Raw genomic sequence first — 22901 nt, 5'->3', positions numbered from 1 at the left:
TCGAATCATGTCCAGTTTGATTGAAAAAGCAGCGCAGCGATTGGAGCAACTCCGTCAGGCAGGCGTTGATATCGCACCTCCAGACGTCGTTGAAGTAAACGCCCCTTCTGCGGCTGCCGCAGCAACTGTGGCTGCTCCCACTGCCCCAGCGCAGAAGACAGTTGGCGAGGTTGAACGCACGTCCAAGGCCGTGCGCCTTGATGTCGATAGCCTCGCGATCAATGGTTACGTGACGCCCAACGCGCCACGCGCAGCCATTGCCGACCAGTTCCGCGTCATCAAGAGGCCTTTGTTGGCCAATGCAACCGGTAAAGGGGCGGCGCCCGTGGCCAACGGCAATCTGATCATGGTCACCAGTGCGATGCCCGGTGAAGGCAAGAGCTTCACCGCCGTCAACCTGGCGATGAGCATCGCGATGGAGTTGGACTACCGCGTCCTGTTGGTGGATGCCGACGTGTCTCGTCCGTCTCTGCGCAAGACCTTGAATCTGCCTGCCGGGCCCGGTCTGTTGGATCTGTTGATCGACAACAAGCTCAAGATGGCCGATGTGCTCTTGAGGACCAATGTGGACAAGCTCAGCTTGCTGTTGAGCGGAACGCCACATCCCAGGGCCACCGAGTTGCTGGCCAGCGATGCGATGACCGCATTGATCGAGGAGCTGGGCCAGCGATACCCAGACCGCATCATCATTTTTGACTCACCCCCGTTGCTTCTCACGACGGAAGCGCGCGTGCTCGCTTCCCACATGGGGCAGATCCTGTTGGTGGTTCATGCGGAGAAAACGCTGCGTTCCCAGGTGCTTCATGCATTGACGACGATCGATGCCTGCCCGGTCAAACTCCTGATGTTGAATCAGGCGCGAGGTGGCGATCAGGACGCGTATGGCTATGGCTATGGATATGGCTTTGGATATGGTCAGTCGGCCAGTCAGGCCGCCGAATCCAATACGAACGTGTCGGTTGCAACATGAATATCAGCGGGTGGGGGGCAGTTTGATGAGGAACAACCACGCGAGAACATCTCGGAGGTCCAAGCGCACGGCGGCCATGTTGGGTTGCGCAACGCTGTTGAGTTTGCCCGTGGCTGAATCCCGGGCGCAAACGGTCGATCAGGGCACGACACGGGCAACCGTCTCGATCGAGCCCAGCATATCGGTCGGGGCCACCCTGTCGTCCAACGGCAATGCTTCCAGCAGCAATGCGCGCAGTGAGTTGTCACTCGAAGTCACCCCGAGCGTGCGCGCGCTGTTGAATACGCCTAGGGTGCGGGGCTTTGTCGACTATTCCCTGAGCGCTCTTTACTATCTTCAAGGGAATTCGAGGAACCGCATCAGCAACAGGCTCAACGCAAGCGGGACGCTCGAGGTTTGGGATCAACGTGCCTTTGTGGATGTGTCCGGAATGATCTCGGACCAGTCGATTTCGGCGTTTGGTCCGCAGTCGGTCACAAGCCTGTCAGACACAAACCGGTCCGAGACGTCCAGTTTCCGAGTCTCTCCCTACATTCGCGGAAGTATTGGCGGATTGGCTGACTACCAAGTGCGGTACGCCATTCAAACCCTCAACACGAACACCTCGATTCGATCGGATTCCACCTCTCAGGTGCTGTCGGGGCGTCTGGGAAGTCGACCTGTGGGTCAGTTGCTGGGCTGGTACCTTGACGCCTCTGCGCAGGAGACCGACTACACGCTTGGCCGCGACACCAGCTCCGACATCGCGCGGGCAGGGGTGATCATTTCAGTGACTCCACAGTTGAATGTGACAGTGAGCGCGGGTGTTGAAACCAACGACACCATCACTTTGGAGCGAGAGTCTTACAACATCACCGGCGCGGGCTTCGATTGGCGACCTTCGTTGCAGACGACTTTCTCGGTGTCTGCCGAAAATCGTTACTTCGGCACCGGGTACAACGTTGCGTTGGAGCATCGCACGGGACGAACCATCTGGCGCTATATCGCTTCCCGGTCTGCTTCTGACAGTCCGACCCAGTCGGGATCCGTTTCGCGCGGTTCCGTTTATGACCTGCTGGACGCGCTTCTGGATCCGAGGGTGACGGATCCGATAGAACGTGACCGACTCATTCGCATACGGCTGTTCGAACTGGGCCTGCCCGCCGATGCGCAGGTCTTTCAGGACTTCCTGAGCTCTTCCGCAACCTTGAACCGGACCCAGCAGTTGTCGGTTGCTTTGAGCGGCATTCGAAGTGTGATCACGTTCAATGTCACCCGCGGCAGCACGAGTCGCCTGGATTCCCTCACCACGCTGGGGGATGACTTTGATTCCAACAGCAAGATCGATCAGCAATCCTGGGGTGCGAACTATGCACACCGGGTCACTCCTCTGACTTCGTTCAATGCCGCCTATCTGAATCAGAAGAGCGTCGGCAGCTCGGGTGCCAGCAGCAAGCGTCAGTCCATCTCGCTGGGGCTCAGCACTCGCTTGGCCCCTCGGACCAACGGCATTGTTCAATTGCAGTTTGGTCGATTCAACAACTCAGCTGGTTCCTACAGCGACACCGCACTCTCCGGTCGTATCAACCACCGGTTCTGACCCATGTACGAAGCTTTCTATGGGCTGAGCAACAAGCCGTTCCAGCTCAATCCCGATCCTCGTTTCTATTACAGCAGCAAGCCACACCGGCGTGCGCGCTCCTACCTTGTCTACGGCGTCATGCGCGGCGAAGGCTTCATCGTCATCACCGGTGAAGTCGGCGCAGGCAAGACCACCATCGTCCGCGACCTGCTCGACAGCCTGGAAAACGGATCGGTGGTGGCCGCGCATCTGGTGAGCACGCAGCTGGGTGCTGAAGACGCGCTCAAGCTGGTATGCGCGGCATTTGGCGTGGCGGTGCGCGGCACCGGCAAGGCCGACATGTTGATGGCGCTTGAAGCGTTCTTCATCACCCAGACGACACAAGGCAAACGCTGTCTGCTGATCGTGGATGAAGCGCAAAACCTGCAACCACTGGCGGTGGAAGAGTTGCGCATGCTCTCCAACTTCCAGTTTGGCGATCAGGCGTTGCTCCAGACCTTCCTGGTGGGTCAACCCGAGTTTCGGGACATCCTGCAGGGCCCGAGCATGTTGCAGCTTCGGCAACGTGTCACAGCGCGCTGCCATCTGGGGCCGCTGGACGAGGAAGACACCCGCGCCTATGTGGAACACCGTCTCAAGTGCGCTGGTGCCACCGACAAGCCCACCTTCGACCCGGCCGTGTTCGCGGCGCTCTTTCAGCACTCCGGTGGCATACCGCGTCGCATCAACACCTTGTGCGATCGTTTGCTGCTGTTGGGCTACCTGTCTGAAATGACGCACCTCACGCTGGACGCACTCAACGAAGTGGTCGCTGAAATGCAGGTGGAGAACGCTGGAGCACCTTCGCGCGTGGCGGAAGATCAAGAGCGCTGGGCGCACTTGCCCAACGCAGGTATGAGCGCGGCCCCCACCTGGATGGCCGACGACATGGATCTGACCGAGCTGGGGCTGGACCCCACGCTGGTGGACGGCATGAACGACCAGCTCACCCGTGTGTCGGCCGAGCAACTCAGCACCCGCTTGCTTCGAATGGAACGCAGCGTGCTGCGACAGGAGCGCATCAGTCTCGAAATCTTGAGTTCGCTCAAGAAGATCGTTGCTGCCGCCCGCAAGCCACGCGCCAATGGCCCGACCACGGACTTGCCCAAGTAGCACCATGCTGGCCCGCTCGCCCATCACCAACGCCTTGACGATCGACGTCGAAGACTACTTCCAGGTCTCTGCGTTTGCGCCCCACATCGATCGCGCCGATTGGGACAATCGTGAATGCCGCGTCGAGCACAACATCGACCGCATCCTGAAACTGCTGGACGGCGAACAGACCAAGGCAACTTTTTTCACGTTGGGTTGGGTCGCCGAGCGTTACCCGCAGATGGTGCGCCGCATCGTGAGCGAAGGCCACGAGCTCGCCAGTCACGGGTATGGCCACCAACGCGCCTCCGATCTGACGGAAGCAGAGTTCTTCCAGGACGTGTCGCACGCCAAGGCGCTGCTTGAGGACATCGGCGGGCAACGCGTGCAGGGGTACCGTGCGCCGAGTTTCTCCATCGGCACGGGCAACCTCTGGGCGCTCGACGTCTTGCTGCGCGCCGGCCACCGATACAGCTCCAGCATTTATCCTGTCAAGCACGACCACTACGGCATGCCCGACGCCCCTCGTTTTGCGCACCAGATCCGAGAAGGCTTGATGGAGGTGCCGCCCACCACCTTGCGCCTGTTCAACCGCAATCTGCCATCCAGTGGCGGCGGCTATTTCCGTTTGCTGCCCTATGCGTTGTCACGCTGGATGCTGCAACAGGTCAACCAGCGCGATGCCGAGTCGGCGATCTTTTACTTTCATCCCTGGGAGATCGACCCCGATCAGCCCCGCGTGCCCGGCATTGGTCTGAAGACGCGCTTTCGCCACTACGTGAACATCGGTCGTACCGAGCAACGTCTGACCCGCCTGCTCAAGGATTTCCGCTGGGGCCGCATGGACGATATTTTCCTGAAAGACCGGGCGTCAGATCGTTTGACAGGGGTGCCCGTTGTCTGACCGCGGCACCCTTCAGATTCAGCGCCTGGACAGCACCCATCACGACCAGGTCGCCCAATGGGAGGCCTTTGTTGCGCAATGCCCCAATGCCACGTTCTTCCACCGCGCGGGATGGCAAACCGTCATTCGTGATGTGTTCAGGCATCCCACGTATTTCCTCTTCGCCGAGCAAGATGGCGAGATCCAAGGTGTGCTGCCCCTCGCCCATGTGAAAAGCCGGCTTTTTGGCAATGCGCTCACCGGGTTGCCCTTTGCTGTGTACGGCGGCGTGGCCACCGAATCGGAGACTGTCGCGGCCGCACTCGAATCCGAAGCACAGCGCCTGGCGATCGAACTGGACACCGATCATCTTGAGCTTCGCCACGTTGATCGCCGCCACACCGACTGGCCGGTGCAGGAGCTCTACGTCACCTTCCGCAAGGCCATCCTGCCCAAGGAAGAAGACAACATGCTCGCCATTCCACGCAAGCAACGCGCCATGGTGCGCAAGGGCATCAAGAACGGCCTGACGTCCCAGTTGGACACCAATGCCGATCGCTTCTTTGCCCTGTACGCCGACAACGTGCACCGCCACGGCACACCCGCCTTTCCCAAGCGTTACTTTCAGACCTTGATGCAGACGTTTGGCAGTGACTGCGAAGTATTGACCGTGTGTTCGGCCGAAGGTCGGCCGCTCTCCAGCGTGCTGAGCTTTTACTTTCGAGACGAAGTGTTGCCGTACTACGCTGGCGACGACGAGGCGGCGCGCGATCTGGCTGCGAACGACTTCAAGTATTGGGAACTCATGCGCATGGCGTGCGCACGCGGGCTCAAGTCGTTTGACTACGGCCGCAGCAAAGAGGGCACCGGGCCCTATGCATTCAAGCGCAACTGGGGCTTTGAGCCCACGCCGCTGAACTATGAATACCGCCTCTACAAGCGCGAAAGCATCCCTCAGAACAATCCGGCCAACGCCAAGTACAAGCTGTTGATCGCCACATGGCGCCGCATGCCTTTGGGCCTCGCCAACTGGCTGGGTCCTCATATCGTCCGCAATCTCGGTTGATCAAGTACAGATGGCCAACCTGCTGTACCTCGTTCACCGTCTGCCGTACCCGCCTAACAAGGGCGACAAGGTGCGCTCGTACCACCTGCTGCGCCATCTGCTGCAGCGCCATCGGGTGTTTCTCGGCACCTTCATGGACGACCCGGACGACGAGCAACACCTGTCGACGCTGAAGGCCATGTGCCCGGATCTGCACGTGGAGCGCATCGTGCCTCGCAATGCCAAACTGAAAAGCCTGACCGGCCTGCTCACGGGTGAAGCCTTGACGCTGGCGTACTACCGCAGCACAGGCATGCAGCGGTGGGTGCAGGAGGTGGCCAGCCAACACAGGCTGCAGGCCAGCGTCGTGTTTTCGTCTGCCATGGCGCAGTACGCGCAGCCTTTGCTGCCACAGGTGCCCATGCTGGTGGACTTTGTGGATGTGGATTCGGCCAAATGGACGCAATACGCACCGGCGCACCGCTGGCCGCTGTCGATGCTCTATCGACGTGAAGGCCAGAGACTGCTGTCCTATGAGCGTGTGGTGGCGGCTCAGTCCCGTCGTTCCTATTTCGTCACACCGAACGAAACCGCGTTGTTCGTCTCTCATTCCCCCGAATGCCGCGACAAGGTGCAGTCCTTGAGCAACGGCGTGGATGCCGACTTCTTCTCGCCCGATCCGCAGCGACCCAGCCCATTTCCAGCGGGCGAGCAGGCGGTGGTATTCACCGGCGCTATGGACTACTGGCCCAACATCGACGGCGTGAGCTGGTTCGTGGCCGACATGCTCCCGCGCCTGCGAGTCCATTGGCCACGCGCGCGGTTTTACATCGTGGGTCGCAGCCCGTCGGCGCAGGTGCAGTCCCTGGCCGGTGAACACGTGGTGGTCACCGGCACGGTGCCTGACGTGCGGCCCTACCTGCAGCACGCTGCGGCCGTGGTCGCGCCCTTGCGCGTGGCGCGAGGCATTCAAAACAAGATTCTCGAAGCCATGGCCATGGAGCAAGCCGTGATCACGGTCAACAGCTGCGCCGATGCCATTGGCGCAACGGCAGAGCAGGGCCTGCTTCGCGCCGAGACCCCCGAGGAGTTCGTGCAGGCCTTGCTGCCTTTGCTGGACACCCCCGGTCATGCCGCCGAACTGGGCGTGCGCGCCCGGACCTACGTGGAACAAGGCTTCAGTTGGCATGCCCATCTCAGTGGCATCGACCAATGCCTCGGCAGCTTGCCAGACACCGATGCCCCGAACCCTGCGGAGGCCGCCATTCATGTCTGAAGTTACACGCTTTCCCCTCCATTGGCGCCTCCCTCTGGCTTCGCTGGTGCTGTTGCTGCTGGCGATCCTGGCGCTGTACTCGCATACGCTCCTGGGTATGGTCTCCATCTGGTCGCGCTCCGACACCTACGCGCACGGATTTGTTGTGCCTGTCATCTCCTTGTGGCTGATCTGGCGCATTCGCCATTCGCTGGCGGTGTTGCAGCCACGCCCCAGTTGGCTGGCCTGGCTGATGCTCCTGGGCGCGGCGGGCCTGTGGTTGGCCGGTGATCTGGTCGCTGTGAACGCCGCAACCCAGCTGGCACTGGTGATGCTGCTGGTGTTGGCGGTGCCGGCAGTCCTGGGTTGGCAACTGGCCTGGGCCATGGCCTTTCCGCTGGGCTTCTTGTTTTTTGCCGTGCCCATTGGCGACTTCATGCTGCCCCAGTTCATGGAGTGGACTGCCGATTTCACCGTCCTGGCGCTGCGTCTGAGCGGCATACCTGTCTACCGCGAAGGCCTGCAGTTCATCATTCCGTCGGGCTCATGGTCGGTGGTGGAGGCCTGCAGCGGCATCCGCTACATGATCGCCTCCGTCACAGTGGGCTGCCTGTTTGCCTATCTGAGTTACCAGAGCCTGACGAAACGCCTGATCTTCGTCGGCGTGGCCATCCTGGTGCCCCTGGTGGCCAACTGGCTGCGTGCTTACATGATCGTGATGCTCGGGCACCTCTCAGGCAATGAGCTCGCGACGGGTGTGGACCACCTGATCTACGGTTGGGTGTTCTTTGGCGTGGTGATTCTGGCCATGCTGTTTGTTGGGGCCCGTTGGGCCGATGCACCCGAACCCACTGCCGTACCTTTGGCCGCGACCGATATGGCCCGATTGGCCGCCTCCCAGCCAAGCAGATCCACCGTCATCGCCGCGGTGGCAGCGCTGATGATCGTGGCTTCTCCCCACGTGCTCGAACGCGCGCTCGCGCTGGGCGCCAACACCAGCCCGGTGGTCCTGAGTGTCCCCGCCGCGCAATCGCCCTGGCTAAACACCTCCAGCCCTCCCAGTGACTGGATACCTGCGTTCCAGTTTCCTGCCGCCACCTCCCACAGTGGCTTCAGTGGCCCGCAAGGCCAATCCGTTGGCCTGCATCTGAGTTACTACCGGCAGCAAGACTACGAACGCAAGCTGGTCAGTTCGTTGAACATGCTCGTGACCAGCCGGGACGATCGTTGGGCTCAAGTGTCGAGCGGAAGCGCCGACGCCGAGCTGGCAGGTCAACCCCTCAAGGTGGCTGCGGCGACACTGCGACAGAAAACGTCGGTGCTGGCCGACAATGCGGTTCGCCTGCGGGCGTGGCGCTTGTATTGGGTCAACGACCGCTTCACCGCCAGCGACGTGCAGGCCAAACTTCAGGGCGCCCTGTCACGTTTGACGGGGCAGGGCGATGACGGCGCCATCGTCGTGTTCTACACCCCGCTTGAGGCCAACTTGCCCGAGGGTGAAGCCCGTGCGGCCGCAGACAATGCCTTGCAGGATTTCGTCCGAATTCACGGTGCCAGTCTTGAGGCTACGCTGAAGAAAACACGCGAAGCCCCTTGAGATCATGGAACACGCCCGTTCTTCAACTGCTCGTCCATCAGAGCGCCGGCACCGCCACGTGGCTGATCACGTATCGGTACTTGCCGGATTTCTCTGGTGGAATTTCGTCGACCAGACGGACATTCACGGCGACTTCTGCGCCCAGGCGGGCCTTGGCACCGCTTTCAATGATGGGCAGCAATGCGCGGTCGAAGCGCTCGTCGGTGACCAGCAGGATGTGGGTCAGATCCAGGCTTTCCTGCACGATCTTGAATTGTTTGACACCCGCCAGATCGCGCACGATGTAGATCAGGGACAAGCCATGCATCACGGTGCCGTTGCGCGCCACCAGGAAATCGGTGCTTCGCCCTTGCAGTTCCTTCAGCAAGGGCAGCGTGCGACCACAGGCGCAAGATTCCGTGCCCAGCGCGCCAATGTCCCCCGTCCGGTACCGGACGAACGGGAAATGGCGCGTGGCAAGGTGAGTAACCACGATCTCGCCACTCTCACCCTCGGGCAGCACGTTGCCCTGCGGATCCACGATTTCCACGATCACGTCTTCGTGGGTCAGATGCATTCCGCCTGACGGACATTCGTGTGCGATGAAGCCAGCATCCCTTCCACCATATCCGTTGGCCACCGGGCAATTGAACACCCGCTGGATCAGCTCGCGCTGGTGGTCGTACAGGCGTTCCGACGTCACGAAGGCCACCTTGATGCCCAGATCGCCCATCGGGATGTTGTGTGCCTCTGCGTGCCGCGCAATGTGGGCGAAGGCAGACGGGTACCCGAACAACATGGCCGGGCGCGTGGTGCGAATCTTCTCGATGAACCCCGCCACCTTTGCCGGCGACATCTCGAACGCTGGCAGCAACTGCGTTCGCATGAGCGCGTCGCGCCAGTACCGTGCCCGGTCCTGCGAAGTCAGTTCAATCGGAGAGCCCCACAACACGATTTCGGGGTCACCAATGTCCACATTCCACCAGCGGGTTGCACGCCATTTGGCCGCCACGTCGTGGCTCACGCGCTCCTTGCCGATGAAGAATACCAATGGCTCCCCGCTGGACCCCCCCGTGTTGAAGCGCGCCAGATCGCTCGCGCCTTCCGATTTCAGGGCTTCGGTATGAGTGCGAATCTCGGTCTTGGTCAGGAAGGGCAAGCGCTGCAGATCGCTGCAGCTGTTGATGGTGCCCGGGTCGAAGGCCAGCCGACTGAACAGGTCGCGGTAGTAGGGCACGTGCTGTCCGGCGTGCACGAGCAGGCTTTTCAGGCGTGTCACCCGCAATTCTTCCAGTTTGTCGCTGGGCCAGTACTGGCTTTCTTCCATGTCCTTCTTCACACGCACCGTGGAGTGTTTTTTCAAGCGCTCCTGCAAAGGAAAGATGAGGTCGGAAATGAGGCGAGTGTGAAGAGTCATGTGCAAATGGTAGACCCGTCGTTGCGGGGTTTGCAGCCGAGCCTGTTTTTTTTATGGCGCGGCAGAGCCGCGGCGGTTTGATCATGCGCCTTCTTCACGTCCTCGACCACTCCATTCCGCTGCACAGTGGATACACATTTCGCACGGCAGCCTTGTTGCGTGAGCAACGGGCGCGCGGCTGGGAAACTTTCCACGTGACGTCCCCCAAGCATGGCGCCTCGGATCAGCTTGAGGAAAGCATCGATGGGCTGCATTTCTTCCGTACGCAGGTTCAGCCGCGTGCGAGCAAGCTGCCCCTGGTGGGTGAACTCCAACTGATGAGCGCGCTGGCGCGCCGGCTGCAGACCGTCGTTGACCAAGTGCGCCCAGACATCATTCATGCCCATTCGCCGGTGCTCAACGCCTTGCCCGCCCTCAAGGTGGGTCGGCGCAACGGCATTCCCGTGGTGTACGAGATCCGTGCCTTCTGGGAAGACGCCGCGGTCGACCACGGCAGCACGCGTGAGGGCAGCCTGCGCTACCGAGCCACACGGGCGCTGGAGAGCCATGCCATTCGCCAGGCGGGACACGTGTTCACCATTTGCGAAGGACTGCGCAGCGACATCGTCGCCCGGGGCGTGCCGTCGGCCAAGGTGACGGTGATTCCCAACGCGGTCGATGTGCAAGGTTTCCAGTTGGCCCAGGCCCCGGAACCTGCGCTGCAGGCGCGCTGGGGTCTGCAGGGCCGCACGGTGGTGGGATTCATCGGCTCGTTCTATGCCTACGAGGGGCTCGACCTTCTGGTGGCGGCACTTCCCCTGCTGTTGAAATCCCGGCCGGACATCTTTCTGCTGCTGGTGGGCGGCGGACCGCAAGACGCCGCCCTCAAGGCCCAGGTTCAGGCGCTGGGCCTGGGCGATCACGTGGCATTCACTGGCCGGGTACCGCATGCCGAGGTCAATCGGTACTACGACCTGATCGATGTGCTCGCGTACCCGCGCCACTCCATGCGCCTGACCGAACTCGTGACGCCACTCAAACCGCTGGAAGCCATGGCCCAGGGGCACCTGTTTGTGGCCTCCGATGTGGGCGGCCACAAGGAACTCATCCGCCACGGTGAAACCGGCTGGCTGTTCAAGGCCGACGACGTCGGTGCACTGGCCGATGCCATCCTGGACATGCTCCAGAATCGCGCCCGGTGGCCCGAGCTGCGTGCCAATGGCCGCCAGTTCGTGGAATCCGTGCGCAACTGGCGCAACAGCGTCGCCAACTACGAAGCGCCTTACAAGGCATTGCTCTCCAAGGGAACCCAATGAAAGTCATGGTTGTATTCGGCACCCGCCCAGAAGCCATCAAGATGGCGCCGCTGGTGAAAGGTCTGCAGGCTCGGGCAGGTGAGATTGAAACGGTGGTCTGCGTCACGGCGCAGCACCGCGAGATGCTCGACCAGGTCCTCAAGCTGTTCGACATCGTGCCCGAGTACGACCTGAACATCATGAAGCCCGGTCAGGATCTCTTCGACATCACCAGCAACATCCTGCTCGGCCTCAAGGGCGTGTTGCAGCAGGAGAAGCCAGATCTCGTGCTCGTGCATGGCGACACCACCACCACGCTGGCCACCAGCCTCGCCGCTTACTACGCCCGCGTGCCGGTGGGGCATGTTGAAGCCGGTCTGCGCACCGGCAACAAGCACTCGCCCTTTCCGGAGGAGATGAACCGCAAGCTCACCGGGTCCATTGCCGACGTCCACTTTGCGCCCACCGCGGCCTCGCGTGACAACCTGCTGCGTGAAGGCATCTCCGCGGACGCCATCCACGTCACCGGCAACACCGTGATCGACGCCTTGTTGGCCGTGGTCGACAAACTGCGCAATGACAATGCGCTGAAAGCCGAGCTGGCGCAACGCTTCGATTATCTGAACCCGCAGCGCCGCCTCATCCTGGTGACCGGACACCGGCGCGAGAACTTCGGCGAGGGCTTCCAGCACATCTGCGAGGCCCTGGCCGACATAGCGGCCGAGCACGGCGACGTGGAGATCCTCTACCCGGTGCATCTGAACCCCAACGTGCGCCAACCGGTGAAAGACATTCTGGCCGCGCGCGGATTGGCCAACGTCCACCTCATCGAGCCGGTGGACTACCTGCCATTCCTGTACCTCATGGACCGCTCGTACATCATCGTCACCGACTCGGGCGGCATTCAGGAAGAAGCGCCATCACTGGGCAAGCCCGTGTTGGTGATGCGTGATACGACCGAGCGGCCCGAAGCGGTGGAAGCCGGTACCGTAAAACTCGTCGGCACATCGCGCGAGAAGATCGTGGCCGAGGCGCGCCGCTTGTTGGTGGATGCCGATGCCTACGCTGCCATGTCACGCGCGCACAACCCCTATGGTGATGGCAAGGCAGTGCAGCGGATCGTGCAGACGGTTTGCGCCTTTCCACCCCTGAATCTCTGACCGGTCCCCCGTTCCTGGCCCATGCTGTTCACGTCCGCTCTTTTCGCCTGGGTGTACCTGCCCATCGTGCTGGCGGGCTTCTTCGTCATCGGGAAATGGTCGGAGCGCGGCGCGGCACTGTGGCTTTTCCTCGGCTCGTTGGTGTTTTATGCAGCGTGGATGCCCGAGTTCACGCTGTTGCTGTTGGTCTCGATCACATTCAACTATGTGGTGGGGCAGCGCATCGGCGCTCAGCGATCAAAAGCTTGGCTCACCGCCGGTGTGACCACCAATCTGCTGCTGCTGGCCTACTTCAAGTACGCGGGTTTTCTGCTGTCGAACATCAATGCGCTGGCGGGCACCGAGTGGAGCCTGGGTCAGATCGTGCTGCCCATCGGTATCTCGTTCTTCACCTTCACCCAGATCGCCTTTCTGGTGGATTCGTACGCCAAGGGCGTGCGTGAGCCGAGCTTTGTGCACTACGGCCTGTTCGTGACGTACTTTCCGCACCTTGTGGCCGGACCTGTGCTCCACCACGCGCAGATGATGCCGCAGTTCGCACGGACCGAAACCTACCGCTTCAACTTCACCAACCTCGGCATCGGGCTGTGCATCTTTGCACTCGGCTTGTTCAAGAAAGTGGTTCTGGCCGATGGCGTGAGTCCATACGCCGACGCCGTGTTCGATGGAGCAGAGGAGGGCAGCGCCCCCACCATGGAAGAAGCCTGGCTGGGTGCACTGGCCTATACATTGCAGCTGTACTTCGATTTTTCCGGCTACTCCGACATGGCCGTGGGCCTGTCCTGGATGCTCAACATCCGCCTGCCGTTCAACTTCAATTCGCCGTACCTGGCCACCAACATCAGCGAGTTCTGGCGGCGCTGGCACATGTCCCTCTCTGCTTTCCTGCGCGACTATCTCTACATCGCCCTGGGCGGCAACCGACGCGGAGACCTGCGCCGGTACGCCAACCTGCTGACCACGATGATCCTGGGCGGGCTCTGGCACGGTGCGAGCTGGTCTTTTGTGCTGTGGGGCACGCTGCACGGCCTCTATCTCGTGATCCAGCAGGTGTGGTCCAGGCTGCGCGGCACCAGCGACCTCCCTCGCGCTCGGCCGTCGGTTGCCGGCTCCCTGACCTTGAAGGTGTTGTCGTGGGCGCTCACCATGTTGTGCGTGGTGTTTGCCTGGGTGCTGTTCCGGTCACCGTCGCTGGAGGGCGCCACTGCCATCTATGCTGCCATGCTCAGTCTGGTGCGCATCGACGCCGGCATCGTGCTCTGGAACGCCGGGCTGCATGCCTCGACCGGTTGGTGGATGTGCGCCTTCTTGACCGGTGTGGCACTCTGGCCGAGGAACAGCAATGATCTGGGCCTCAGCCTGCGCGCCCTGGTGCAGGGTCGTGAGGCACGGGTGGCATTTGTTGCGGGAGCCAGCGTTGCCCTCATTGCCTTGTTGATCCTCCTGAACAACAGCCGTGGCGTGGCTGGGGCTTTCATTTACTTCAACTTCTGACGTGATCCAGCGCGCACTGTTTCTGCTGTTCGGTGCCTTGGCCTCGATCCTTGTGGCCGAGTTGATCCTGCGCGTGCTGCCCGTGTCCACCGCCACGAACACCGACTATCACCTCACGCCCAACATCCTCAACTACCCACCCAGTCACGAATGGACCATGGCCACGGGGTGGGATCTGCGCAATGTGCAGCACCTGCGCAGCAACAACATGGGTTTCGCTGCCGAGCATGACTTCGTGGCGGGCAGCGACGCCGTGGGGTTGATCGGCGACAGCTATGTCGAAGCCTCCATGCTGCCGTTGGCGGATCGGCCCGCGGCCCAGCTGGAGCGAGCGTTGGGCGGGCGGCGGGTCTATGCCATGGGTGGGCCCGGTTCTTCGCTGCTGGACTACGTCGAGCGCATCGAATGGGCGCATCGGACACTGGGGCTCAACACATTCGTGGTGTTGATGGAGCATGCGGACGCCAGTCAGGCCTTGTGCAATTCGGCCAATGTGCACGCCCGCTGCCTGTCGCCCGACACACTGGAGCCAACCGTCAGCAGGCGACCAGCGTCCAGTCGACTCAAAAATGTGCTTCGTGAATCGGCCCTGGCCCAATATCTCAACAGCCAGCTCAAGTTCAACGCGTCGCGGATGAGCTCGCCCGACTTCTGGCGGGCGGGTACGGCCCCCGAGTCGGGGAAGCCCAGCCCGGCGCCTGTTCAGACAGCCCCAGCGCCCCTTGCGCTTGAGCAAAAGAGGATTGTTGATGCGGCGGTGGACGCATTTTTTGAGAAATTCGATACCTTGGAGGGCGTTCGCGTGGTGTTTGTCATCGACATGAACCGCCGCAACCTCGAATCCGGTGTGCGCCAGCCTGACGAGAGCTACCATCTGGCCCAACGCTTGCGCACGCGCGGCCATAGTGTCGTGCAGGGAGAGCCCATTTACCGTGAGCATCAGCGCCAGTCGCGCTTGCGCCTGGACGTCGGGCCGTACGACCAACACTTCAACAGCATCGGCGTGGCGCTGCTCATGGAAGCCGCGGCGACCGCCCTGAAACAGAATTCAAACAACGCGAAAGAGAACTGAAATGGCAAGAGAACTGCAAAAGATCGTCGTCATGGGCCTGGGCTACATTGGCCTGCCCACCGCCTCCATGTTGGCCACCAAAGGGCACCAGGTGCTGGGTGTGGACGTCAACGCCAAGGCGGTGGACACCATCAACTCGGGCCGCATCCACATCGTCGAGCCCGACCTGGACATCCTCGTGCGCTCGGCCGTCAACAGCGGCAACCTGCGCGCCTCGCTTACGCCCGAAGAAGGCGACACCTTCATCCTGGCCGTGCCCACGCCGTTCAAGGAAGAGGGCGGCAACCCCAAGGCGCCCGACCTGAGCTATGTGGAAGCGGCTACGCGGGCCATCGTGCCCTACCTGCGCGAAGACAACCTGGTGATTCTTGAGTCCACTTCGCCGGTGGGCACCACCGAGGTGATCGAAAAGATCATTGCCACCGAGCGGCCCGAGCTGGCGGGCAAGGTGCACACGGCGCATTGCCCTGAGCGTGTGCTGCCGGGCCACATCCTGCGTGAGTTGGTGGACAACGACCGCATCATCGGTGGCACCACCAAGGCCGCCATTGCCAAGGCGAGGACGCTTTACAAAACCTTCTGCAACGGCGCGATCCTGGAAACGGACAGCCGCACGGCCGAGCTGTCCAAGCTCGTCGAAAACTCGTTCCGCGACGTGAACATCGCGTTTGCCAACGAACTCTCCATCATCTGCGACCGCCTGGGTATCAACGTGTGGGAAACCATCGCCCTGGCCAACCGCCACCCCCGCGTCAACATCCTGCAGCCAGGTCCGGGCGTGGGCGGGCACTGCATCGCGGTGGACCCGTGGTTCATCGTGTCCAGCGCACCTGAAGAGGCGCGTCTGATCCGCACGGCGCGGGAGGTCAACGACTCCAAGCCGCATTGGGTGATTGAAAAAGTGCGTGCCAAGGCACAGCGTTTCAAGGATCCTGTCATTGGTGCGCTGGGCCTCACCTTCAAGGCCAACATCGACGACATGCGCGAGTCGCCGTCCATGGACATCGTCGATCACCTGCTCAAGTCGGGCATCGGCAAGGTCATGGCCTGCGATCCGAATGTGGCCAAGGACAAGGTCTCGTTTCCCCTGTACGACCTGAAGGATGTGCTCAAGGAGGCCGACATCCTGCTGCTGCTGGTGGACCATTCCGAATTCACCGCCATCGATCCTCAGGTGATCAAGGACAAGGTCGTGATCGACACCAAAGGTGTGTTGCGGTGATGGTCTTTCCGCCCCGTTTAGCGAGTGAGTTGCCACCGTCAAAGGAAGCGTCATGATCGAGTCGATTCTGTTTGCACTTGACTTGTTGGTGGTGACCTACTGCTGCTGGATCGTGGTGCGTGTGAGCAGGAAGCCACAAGTGACCGCTTCCGATCTTGGTTTCTTTGCGTTCAAAGAGTCGAAAGAAGAAGCCAGCAAATGAGAGATTTGTTGATGCTCGGTGTGCTGTTGGCCATGATTCCCATGGCCTTCATGAGCGGCTTCGTGGCTTTTCTGATCTGGGTCTACGCCACCGTGCTGTCACCGCACCTGTACCTATACGGTTTCATGCAGGGCTTTCGCTTCGTGTTCGTGTTTGCAGGCATTGCCGTGCTGATGCTGTGGATGCGCAAAGACCAGGATCGTGGGCGGTTCATCCCCGATGCCACTTCCGTGGTGTTGATCCTTTTTGTGGTTCATGCGCTGCTGTCCGCCATCTTTTCGATACAGCCCAATCCGGCGGTCTGGTTCCGGCTGGACATCTTTCTGAAGGGCATCGTGCTGGCGTTCATGGCACCCTTTTTCCTCACGTCGCGATGGCGCATTCACGTGATGTTGATCGTGCTTGTGATCGGACTGGGATTTCACGGCGTTGTGGATGGTCTGAAAATGATCGCATCGGCGGGCGGTCACAACATCTTCGGCATTCCCACTTCTTCGCTGTCGGACAACAACCTGTATGCCCTGGGCATGGTGATGCTGCTGCCCCTGATCCTGTATCTGGCGAAGTACAGTGCGCACCGCATTGCCAAATGGATTGCACTCATTGCCTTTGCACTGTGCGTCATGACCGTGCTGGGATCCAACTCCCGCGGGGGCTTTCTGGCATTGGCCATCCTGGGCATCTGGTACTGGATCACCAGCCCCAGAAAGATGCTGGCGCTGGTCTTCGTCGCCATCGTTGCCGTGGGGGTGGTTCAGTTTGCCCCCGAGCGCTGGTTTGAGCGAATAGAGAGCATCAAGAATGCGGCGGAGGATCAATCTTTCCTCGGCCGGGTGGCGGCGTGGAAAGTCAGTGTGAACATCGCCAACGACAACCTGCTTTTCGGGGGCGGGTTTCATGCGGTGGAGCAGCAATGGATCTGGAACCAGTACAAGAACACCCCGAACTTCATCGATTACGACATTCCGCTGATGCCGGCCAAGGCGGCACACAGCAACTATTTTCAGGTACTCGGCGATCTGGGCTACATCGGACTGATCCTGTTCCTGGCTTTGCTCGTCTCTGCGTTTGTCAACCGCTGGAGAATCCAGGCCGTGGCCGCCAAAGCCAAAGCCGACTCAACCTGGGCGACCGATCTGGCCACTGCCATCAACCTATCGCTCGTGGCGTTCATGGCAGGTGGAGCGGGTGTGAGCCTGGCCTATTTCGAGTTGGTCTACCTGTTCATCATGATGTTGCCGGCCATCCATCGGATCCTGGTTCTTGAGAGTGCCAAGAAGAAGGCGCTGGCCGCGGTGCCGCAGGGGGATGTGGTCCATGTTTAAGCTGTTCTCCAGCGGAAAACTCACCACGCTCGTCTTCCACAAGATTCCGCAGACGCACCACCCGCTGTGCCCCGCAGAACTCGACCTCGCCGATTTCATATCCGTTCTGCAAACAACCATGCGCAGGTTTCGCATCCTGCCGCTGGATGACGCCCTGGTCTCGCTGCGTGCCGGCAACCTTCCCCCCAACGCGGCCTGCATCACGTTCGATGATGGCTATCCGGATTGGCGAGGCGGTGTAGTGCCTGTGCTTGAGCGTCTGGGAATTCATGCCACGTTCTTCGTCACCTCAGGGCAATACGCCGGCCTGCCCATGTGGAACGAACGGATCCTGCACGCCGTGGCGCATGCGCCTGCAGGCACACCTGCACTGGAATGGCCGGGCGTGGATCTGCTGCCTTCGAAGTTTGACGAGCCGATCGAGCGGCAGAACACCATCCGCCGGCTCGACGATTTTCTGAAATACCAGGAGCCCGCGGAAAAGGAGCGGCTCCTGACGGCACTGGAAGAACACACGGGATTCGAGCGCGCACGCGTGCCCGTGATGGACGTGGCCGACCTGCGAGAACTGCACTCCAGAGGCTTCGGCATCGGGGGACATTCGGTCACCCATCCCATCCTCAGCCGCTGCACGCCCAACCAGGCCTATGAAGAAATTGCCGGTGCGCGCGAGCAGATCGAGGCCATGATTCGCGGCAAGGTCACGGCGTTTGCCTATCCCAATGGCGCACCAGGCAAAGACTTTGGTCCGGAACATATCGAAATGGTGCGCAAGGCGGGCTACCGCTATGCGCTCACCACCCTGCGTGGCGTGGCGTCTGCAGACACGTCCTTGCTCCAGATCCCCCGCTTCACACCCTGGGGACCCACCGCTGGGCGCATGAAACTTCAGTTCATGCGCAACATGATGCAGCGCTCGCCCATGCTGGCCGAGAGCGTCGCCAACGAAAAGCGGGCGCTCATGGTGGCCTTTCATTTCCCGCCTCAAGCGGGCAGCAGCGGCATTCTGAGGACCCTCAATTTCGTCAAGTACCTGCCGCAGCAGGGTTGGGCCACGTCGGTTCTTGCGGCCACCCCTCGGGCGTTCGAGGAACAGCGAAACGATCTCGTGCCCTCCATACCAGCGCAGACCACCGTGGTGCGCGCCACGGCGCTGGACGCCGCGCGACACCTGTCCATCAAGGGCAAGTATCCCAGGCTGTTTGCACTGCCCGACCGTTGGTCGACATGGTGGCTTCCAGCGGTGTGGACGGGCATGCGGGAGATCAGGCGAGTGCGCCCGCGGTTGATCTGGAGCACCTACCCCATCTCCACCGCGCATCTCATCGGCGGAACCTTGTCGCGCCTCAGTGGCATACCCTGGGTGGCCGATTTTCGCGACCCTATGGTGAACCGCGAGTACCCCTCGGACAAAACACAGCGCCGCCTCTGGCAGTGGCTGGAGGCCAGTGTCTTGCGCCATGCATCGGCTTGCGTGTTCACCACCGCGAGCGCAGCGCAGGAATACCAGCGGCGTTATCCCGACCATGCCGCCAAATGCCAGGTGATTGAAAACGGGTACGACGAAGAGGCCTTTGAGCAGGTGGTGCCTTCGCGTGAGGGTGTTGCTGACGGAACGCTCCTGTTGTTGCACAGCGGTCTTATCTATCCCAAGGACAGGGACCCTTCCACCTTTTTTGCCGCGGTGCGGATGCTGATCGACGAAGGGCAGATCGACCCAGAACGCCTGTGTATCCGCTTTCGTGCGCCGCACCACGGTGAAGAAGTGATGGCCTGTGCCGAACTCCACCGCCTGACCGACTGCGTTGAGGTGGGGCCACCCATTCCTTATCACCGCGCGATCGAAGAAATGATGGGTTCCGATCTGCTCCTCGTTTTTCAGGGCAGCAACTTCAATACCCAGATACCGGCCAAGATCTACGAATACCTGCGGTCTGAGCGACCGATTTTGGCCGTGGTCGACCCCGAGGGTGGAACCGCTGGCCAGTTGCGCAGATTCCATGGCGTGCACATTGCGGACATCCATTCCAAAGACTCCGTTCGCGAATCGCTGCTGCTCTCCTTGCACACCAATGCCAGTCAGGAAAACGAGAACGCCTTGGCGCTCAACCGGCATTTGGTGCAGGCCTATTCACGAAGCTCGCAGACCGGCAGCCTGGGTCGGTTGTTTGATCGCGTCGCGCGCGTTGCACCGTGAATCACGATGCCAGCACCACCCGCTTGACACCCGTGCACCCAGAGATGTTGGCGCACTGGTCGGACGCCAACGGTTGCTGGTGCACGCATGACCATTGGGCTTACTGGTTTGACTACCAGACCAGGGCGCTGCGCAAGGTTTTTCGCATTCCACCCAGGTCCAACAGCGTGCCAGGCAGGATCAAGGACTGGATGGCTCGCAGCTGGCTCAAGCGCACGCTGCGGCCTGGCCCCGGCATCCAGGCACTGGTGGAGTTGCCCTGCCGAGATGTCCTGGTCATCTACGACCGCATCTACTGGTTCTCACCCGAGCTTCACGGCTCGTGTGCTGAGGTGCTCTCACCCGACGCCGAGCCGCCGATGGCCGCCCCCTTGCGCGGCGGCATTGCAGTGCACCCCACAAGCCAGTGCGTCTACTTTGGTGAGTACCTCAATGGGCACGAGCGCGACATCCGGGTCTGCCGGGTGGACGCCCGGGCCCGCAAAGTGCAGGCCTGCTGGTCGTTCGCGCGCAGCGAAATCAAGCACATACACGCCATTCACTACGACCGCTTCCGCAACCGCCTGTGGATCTGCACCGGCGATCAGGATCATGAGTCGTCCTTCTATTACACAGACGACGAATTTGCCTCGGTACACCGCTTTGCTGGCGGCGACCAAAGTTGGCGCGCCATCGCCCTGCTGTTTGATGAAACCGGCATGGAATGGGGCATGGATGCCGGCAAGGACGCCCCAGCCGACGCCATCAACCTGATCTACCGCTATGACTTTGCAGAAGCCAAACGCAGCGTCCTTGCCACCATCGGCAACCCTGCGTACGCCGCCCATGAATTCACCGATGGCACTGCCATGATCCAGACAACGTTCGAGCCCGGACGGCTTCAAGACACCCGTGAAGAGGCTGCCCTGTGGTTTCGGGGGCACGACCGCCAATGGCGCCAATGCCTTGGCCTGCCCTATGCGCCCAAGCCACGCTACGGCGTGAGCCGCTACGGCTCCATCATGCTGCCCCAGGGCACCAGCCCTGCGGGGCAGTTGCTGTGCACGCCGGTGAACTGCGAGAAGAGCCACTACACCCTGATGGGTTTTCGTTGGCCAGCTCAGTCTGAACTCTCCGCATGACAACCCCCCACGCCACCGGCAAGCAGATTGCCAAGGGAGCCGCATGGCTCATGGGCTTCAAGTTGCTGGACAAAAGCATCGGGCTGATCAGCACGCTGGTGTTGGTGCGCCTGCTCACGCCATCGGACTTCGGACTGGTGGCCATGGCCATGGCCGTGGTTTCGCTGCTGGAGCTGATGGGTGCCTTCGGCTTCGATTCAGCGCTCATTCAGCGGCAGGACACGGAGCGCAGCCACTTCGACACCGCGTGGACTTTCAATGTGATTTTTGGCGCAGGCATTGCGGTTTTCCTGGTTGTGATGGCCATACCCGCTGCGAACTTTTATCGCGAACCCCGTCTGGAGCTGATGCTGCCCGCGCTGGCCATCGGTGCCTTGGTTGGTGGGTTTGAGAACATTGGCACGGTGGCCTTTCGCAAGGAGCTGAACTTCCGCATGGAATTCACCTACCTGCTTGCCAAGCGCTGTGTGGTGTTTGTGGTGGTGCTCGTGTTGGCATTCACATTGCGCAGTTTCTGGGCGCTGATCTTCGCCACGATCGTGGGCAAGGTCATGAACGTGCTGATCAGCTATGCGCTGCATCCCTACCGCCCGCGGTTTTCTCTGGCCGCGCGGGGCGACCTATTCAACTTCTCCAAGTGGCTGTTCTTTTCCAACCTGATCCAGTTCATGGGTCAGCGCTCCACCGACTTCATACTCGGTCGCACGGTGGGCAGTCATGGACTGGGGGTTTACAACCTCGCGGCGGAAATCTCCGCCATGCCTTCGACCGAACTCATTGCGCCGCTCAACCGAGCCGTGTACCCTGCCTATGCACAGCTGGCACGAGCCAGGGACAAACTGCTGGCTCGGTTCATGGAGGTCTATGGTCTCATCAGCCTGATGGCGTTTCCGGTGGCCGTGGGGCTGTTCTGCCTGTCCGATCTGGTGGTGGCCCTTCTGTTGGGCCCACAGTGGACCGAAGCAGTGCCCATCATGCAGATCCTGGGCCTGTGCGGTCTGGTGGGCGCGCTGCAGGGCAACATGTACGTGGTGATGTCTGCGATGGGCAAGCCCAAGGCCAATACGCTCCTGGGTGCATTTTTGCTGCTCCTGACCCTGCCAGCACTTGTGTATTTCAGCCTGCAGTACGGCGCATTGGGTGCGGCCTACGCGCAGTTTGTTTCGGCTGTGGTGGGCTTTTGCGGGATCGTGTGGGTCTTTACTGCGGTGACGGGTGCGGCCAAGCGCAATATGTTCGCCGTGATGTGGCGTCCACTGGTGGCGTCTTGCTTCATGGCCGCAACCATCTTGAGCGCCCACTATATGTTGACTGCATTCAACTGGAATGTTTTTCTGGTCGCGCGGCTATTGGGCTTGGTGGTGCTGGGCGCTGTTTCTTATGCTCTGTTTGTCTTCGCTTTGTGGTGGCTGGCTGGGCGCCCCGCGAGCGCTGAAAAAGTGCTGTTGAAGTTCCTGAGCAGCAAGGTCCTCGCCAATCGTCACGCACATTGATTGCCATCTGAAATGTCCAAGTTCTTCAAACATTCACACGCGCTGGTCGAGAGCGAGACCATTGGTGAAGGCACACGTGTCTGGGCTTTCGCACACATCCTGCCAGGCGCGCGCATCGGCTCCGGTTGCAACATCTGCGATGGTGTGTTCATTGAAAACGACGTGGTGGTGGGTAACGACGTCACTATCAAATGCGGCGTGCAGTTGTGGGACGGGCTTCGTGTGGAGGACGGTGTTTTCATCGGGCCCAACGCCACGTTCACCAACGACGGTTTCCCGCGCAGCAAGCAGCATGCGTTTGAACTTCGGCAGACGCTTGTCAAGTCCGGTGCATCCATCGGTGCGAACGCCACCATCCTCCCAGGTCTTACCATCGGTGCTCGCGCCATGGTGGGTGCCGGGGCAGTGGTGACGCGCGATGTGCCGGATGGCGCCATCGTCATGGGAAATCCGGCCCGCGTCACTGGGCATGTCGACGATCAGGAACCCACATGACCGTCCCT

The 22901-nt window shown here is 61.1% G+C and carries 19 protein-coding genes; 18 read left to right on the top strand and 1 reads right to left on the bottom strand.

Features of this window, described 5'->3' with window-relative positions:
- The first annotated feature begins 7 nt into the window (after positions 1-7).
- The 7 genes from V6M63_RS07055 to xrtA all read left to right on the top strand — a co-directional run bounded on the left by V6M63_RS07055 (position 8) and on the right by xrtA (position 8442).
- The gene (locus V6M63_RS07055; protein WP_332740858.1) at positions 8-970 is read left to right on the top strand and encodes an XrtA-associated tyrosine autokinase; all 963 of its coding nucleotides are present in this window, start codon (positions 8-10) and stop codon (positions 968-970) included.
- A 109-nt stretch (positions 971-1079) separates the two neighbouring features.
- Positions 1080-2549 (top strand): TIGR03016 family PEP-CTERM system-associated outer membrane protein, encoded by a 1470-nt coding sequence (locus tag V6M63_RS07050; protein WP_332740856.1) that lies wholly within the window; start codon positions 1080-1082, stop codon positions 2547-2549.
- Between the two features lie 3 nt (positions 2550-2552).
- The gene (locus V6M63_RS07045) at positions 2553-3683 is read left to right on the top strand and encodes an XrtA/PEP-CTERM system-associated ATPase (RefSeq protein WP_332740854.1); all 1131 of its coding nucleotides are present in this window, start codon (positions 2553-2555) and stop codon (positions 3681-3683) included.
- A gap of 4 nt (positions 3684-3687) precedes the next feature.
- Positions 3688-4566: an XrtA system polysaccharide deacetylase gene (locus V6M63_RS07040; RefSeq protein ID WP_332740852.1), complete on the top strand. Its 879-nt coding sequence runs from the start codon at positions 3688-3690 to the stop codon at positions 4564-4566.
- Positions 4559-5611, top strand: a complete 1053-nt coding sequence (locus V6M63_RS07035; RefSeq protein WP_332740850.1) for a FemAB family XrtA/PEP-CTERM system-associated protein — start codon at positions 4559-4561, stop codon at positions 5609-5611. The genes V6M63_RS07040 and V6M63_RS07035 overlap by 8 nt, the downstream gene beginning before the upstream one ends.
- A 10-nt stretch (positions 5612-5621) precedes the next feature.
- Positions 5622-6866 (top strand): TIGR03087 family PEP-CTERM/XrtA system glycosyltransferase, encoded by a 1245-nt coding sequence (locus tag V6M63_RS07030; RefSeq protein WP_332740848.1) that lies wholly within the window; start codon positions 5622-5624, stop codon positions 6864-6866.
- Positions 6859-8442, top strand: a complete 1584-nt coding sequence (xrtA, locus tag V6M63_RS07025) for an exosortase A (protein WP_332740846.1) — start codon at positions 6859-6861, stop codon at positions 8440-8442. The genes V6M63_RS07030 and xrtA overlap by 8 nt, the downstream gene beginning before the upstream one ends.
- 37 nt (positions 8443-8479) lie before the next feature.
- On the opposite strand, the gene V6M63_RS07020 is transcribed toward xrtA, so the two are convergent.
- The gene (locus V6M63_RS07020; RefSeq protein WP_332740844.1) at positions 8480-9838 is read right to left on the bottom strand and encodes a phenylacetate--CoA ligase family protein; all 1359 of its coding nucleotides are present in this window, start codon (positions 9836-9838) and stop codon (positions 8480-8482) included.
- Between the two features lie 83 nt (positions 9839-9921).
- Here V6M63_RS07020 and V6M63_RS07015 point away from each other — a divergent pair, with 83 nt between their 5' ends.
- The 11 genes from V6M63_RS07015 to V6M63_RS06965 are packed head-to-tail and all read left to right on the top strand — an operon-like array spanning position 9922 to position 22893.
- Entirely contained in the window at positions 9922-11133 is a 1212-nt protein-coding gene (locus V6M63_RS07015) for a TIGR04063 family PEP-CTERM/XrtA system glycosyltransferase (RefSeq protein WP_332740842.1), read from the top strand.
- Entirely contained in the window at positions 11130-12272 is a 1143-nt protein-coding gene (wecB, locus tag V6M63_RS07010; protein ID WP_332740840.1) for a non-hydrolyzing UDP-N-acetylglucosamine 2-epimerase, read from the top strand. The genes V6M63_RS07015 and wecB overlap by 4 nt, the downstream gene beginning before the upstream one ends.
- 21 nt (positions 12273-12293) lie before the next feature.
- On the top strand, positions 12294-13766 hold the full coding sequence (locus tag V6M63_RS07005) for an MBOAT family O-acyltransferase (protein WP_332740838.1): 1473 nt from the start codon (positions 12294-12296) through the stop codon (positions 13764-13766).
- Between the two features lies 1 nt (position 13767).
- Positions 13768-14838 carry a hypothetical protein gene (locus V6M63_RS07000; RefSeq protein ID WP_332740836.1) on the top strand — a complete coding sequence of 357 codons (1071 nt, stop codon included), beginning with the start codon at positions 13768-13770 and terminating at the stop codon, positions 14836-14838.
- Between the two features lies 1 nt (position 14839).
- A complete protein-coding gene (gene wecC / locus V6M63_RS06995; protein WP_332740834.1) occupies positions 14840-16060 on the top strand; it encodes a UDP-N-acetyl-D-mannosamine dehydrogenase in 1221 nt (406 codons plus the stop codon).
- A gap of 52 nt (positions 16061-16112) precedes the next feature.
- The gene (locus V6M63_RS06990; RefSeq protein ID WP_332740832.1) at positions 16113-16262 is read left to right on the top strand and encodes a hypothetical protein; all 150 of its coding nucleotides are present in this window, start codon (positions 16113-16115) and stop codon (positions 16260-16262) included.
- Entirely contained in the window at positions 16259-17587 is a 1329-nt protein-coding gene (locus V6M63_RS06985) for a putative O-glycosylation ligase, exosortase A system-associated (RefSeq protein WP_332740830.1), read from the top strand. The genes V6M63_RS06990 and V6M63_RS06985 overlap by 4 nt, the downstream gene beginning before the upstream one ends.
- Positions 17580-19784 carry a polysaccharide deacetylase family protein gene (locus tag V6M63_RS06980; RefSeq protein ID WP_332740828.1) on the top strand — a complete coding sequence of 735 codons (2205 nt, stop codon included), beginning with the start codon at positions 17580-17582 and terminating at the stop codon, positions 19782-19784. The genes V6M63_RS06985 and V6M63_RS06980 overlap by 8 nt, the downstream gene beginning before the upstream one ends.
- Before the next feature lie 23 nt (positions 19785-19807).
- Positions 19808-20905: a hypothetical protein gene (locus V6M63_RS06975; protein ID WP_332740826.1), complete on the top strand. Its 1098-nt coding sequence runs from the start codon at positions 19808-19810 to the stop codon at positions 20903-20905.
- Positions 20902-22398 (top strand): lipopolysaccharide biosynthesis protein, encoded by a 1497-nt coding sequence (locus tag V6M63_RS06970; protein ID WP_332740824.1) that lies wholly within the window; start codon positions 20902-20904, stop codon positions 22396-22398. Before V6M63_RS06975 ends, V6M63_RS06970 begins: the two co-directional genes overlap by 4 nt.
- A 12-nt stretch (positions 22399-22410) precedes the next feature.
- Positions 22411-22893, top strand: a complete 483-nt coding sequence (locus V6M63_RS06965) for an acyltransferase (protein ID WP_332740822.1) — start codon at positions 22411-22413, stop codon at positions 22891-22893.
- Positions 22894-22901: the final 8 nt, after the last annotated feature.

Origin of the sequence: Hydrogenophaga sp., from assembly GCF_036675665.1 — a bacterium.
Lineage (GTDB): Bacteria > Pseudomonadota > Gammaproteobacteria > Burkholderiales > Burkholderiaceae_C > Hydrogenophaga.
The sequence above is the reverse complement of the archived record's forward strand: the minus strand, read 5'-3'. Positions and strand labels throughout refer to the sequence as shown.

Excerpts from the sequence above, each read along its gene's own strand:
- V6M63_RS07055 (WP_332740858.1), top strand. The coding sequence starts at position 8 with ATGTCCAGTTTGATTGAAAAAGCAGCGCAGCGATTGGAGCAACTCCGT.
- V6M63_RS07045 (WP_332740854.1), top strand. The coding sequence starts at position 2,553 with ATGTACGAAGCTTTCTATGGGCTGAGCAACAAGCCGTTCCAGCTCAAT.
- V6M63_RS07040 (WP_332740852.1), top strand. The coding sequence starts at position 3,688 with ATGCTGGCCCGCTCGCCCATCACCAACGCCTTGACGATCGACGTCGAA.
- V6M63_RS07030 (WP_332740848.1), top strand. The coding sequence starts at position 5,622 with ATGGCCAACCTGCTGTACCTCGTTCACCGTCTGCCGTACCCGCCTAAC.
- xrtA (WP_332740846.1), top strand. The coding sequence starts at position 6,859 with ATGTCTGAAGTTACACGCTTTCCCCTCCATTGGCGCCTCCCTCTGGCT.
- V6M63_RS07020 (WP_332740844.1), bottom strand. The coding sequence starts at position 9,838 with ATGACTCTTCACACTCGCCTCATTTCCGACCTCATCTTTCCTTTGCAG.
- V6M63_RS07015 (WP_332740842.1), top strand. The coding sequence starts at position 9,922 with ATGCGCCTTCTTCACGTCCTCGACCACTCCATTCCGCTGCACAGTGGA.
- wecB (WP_332740840.1), top strand. The coding sequence starts at position 11,130 with ATGAAAGTCATGGTTGTATTCGGCACCCGCCCAGAAGCCATCAAGATG.
- V6M63_RS07005 (WP_332740838.1), top strand. The coding sequence starts at position 12,294 with ATGCTGTTCACGTCCGCTCTTTTCGCCTGGGTGTACCTGCCCATCGTG.
- wecC (WP_332740834.1), top strand. The coding sequence starts at position 14,840 with ATGGCAAGAGAACTGCAAAAGATCGTCGTCATGGGCCTGGGCTACATT.
- V6M63_RS06990 (WP_332740832.1), top strand. The coding sequence starts at position 16,113 with ATGATCGAGTCGATTCTGTTTGCACTTGACTTGTTGGTGGTGACCTAC.
- V6M63_RS06985 (WP_332740830.1), top strand. The coding sequence starts at position 16,259 with ATGAGAGATTTGTTGATGCTCGGTGTGCTGTTGGCCATGATTCCCATG.
- V6M63_RS06980 (WP_332740828.1), top strand. The coding sequence starts at position 17,580 with ATGTTTAAGCTGTTCTCCAGCGGAAAACTCACCACGCTCGTCTTCCAC.
- V6M63_RS06970 (WP_332740824.1), top strand. The coding sequence starts at position 20,902 with ATGACAACCCCCCACGCCACCGGCAAGCAGATTGCCAAGGGAGCCGCA.
- V6M63_RS06965 (WP_332740822.1), top strand. The coding sequence starts at position 22,411 with ATGTCCAAGTTCTTCAAACATTCACACGCGCTGGTCGAGAGCGAGACC.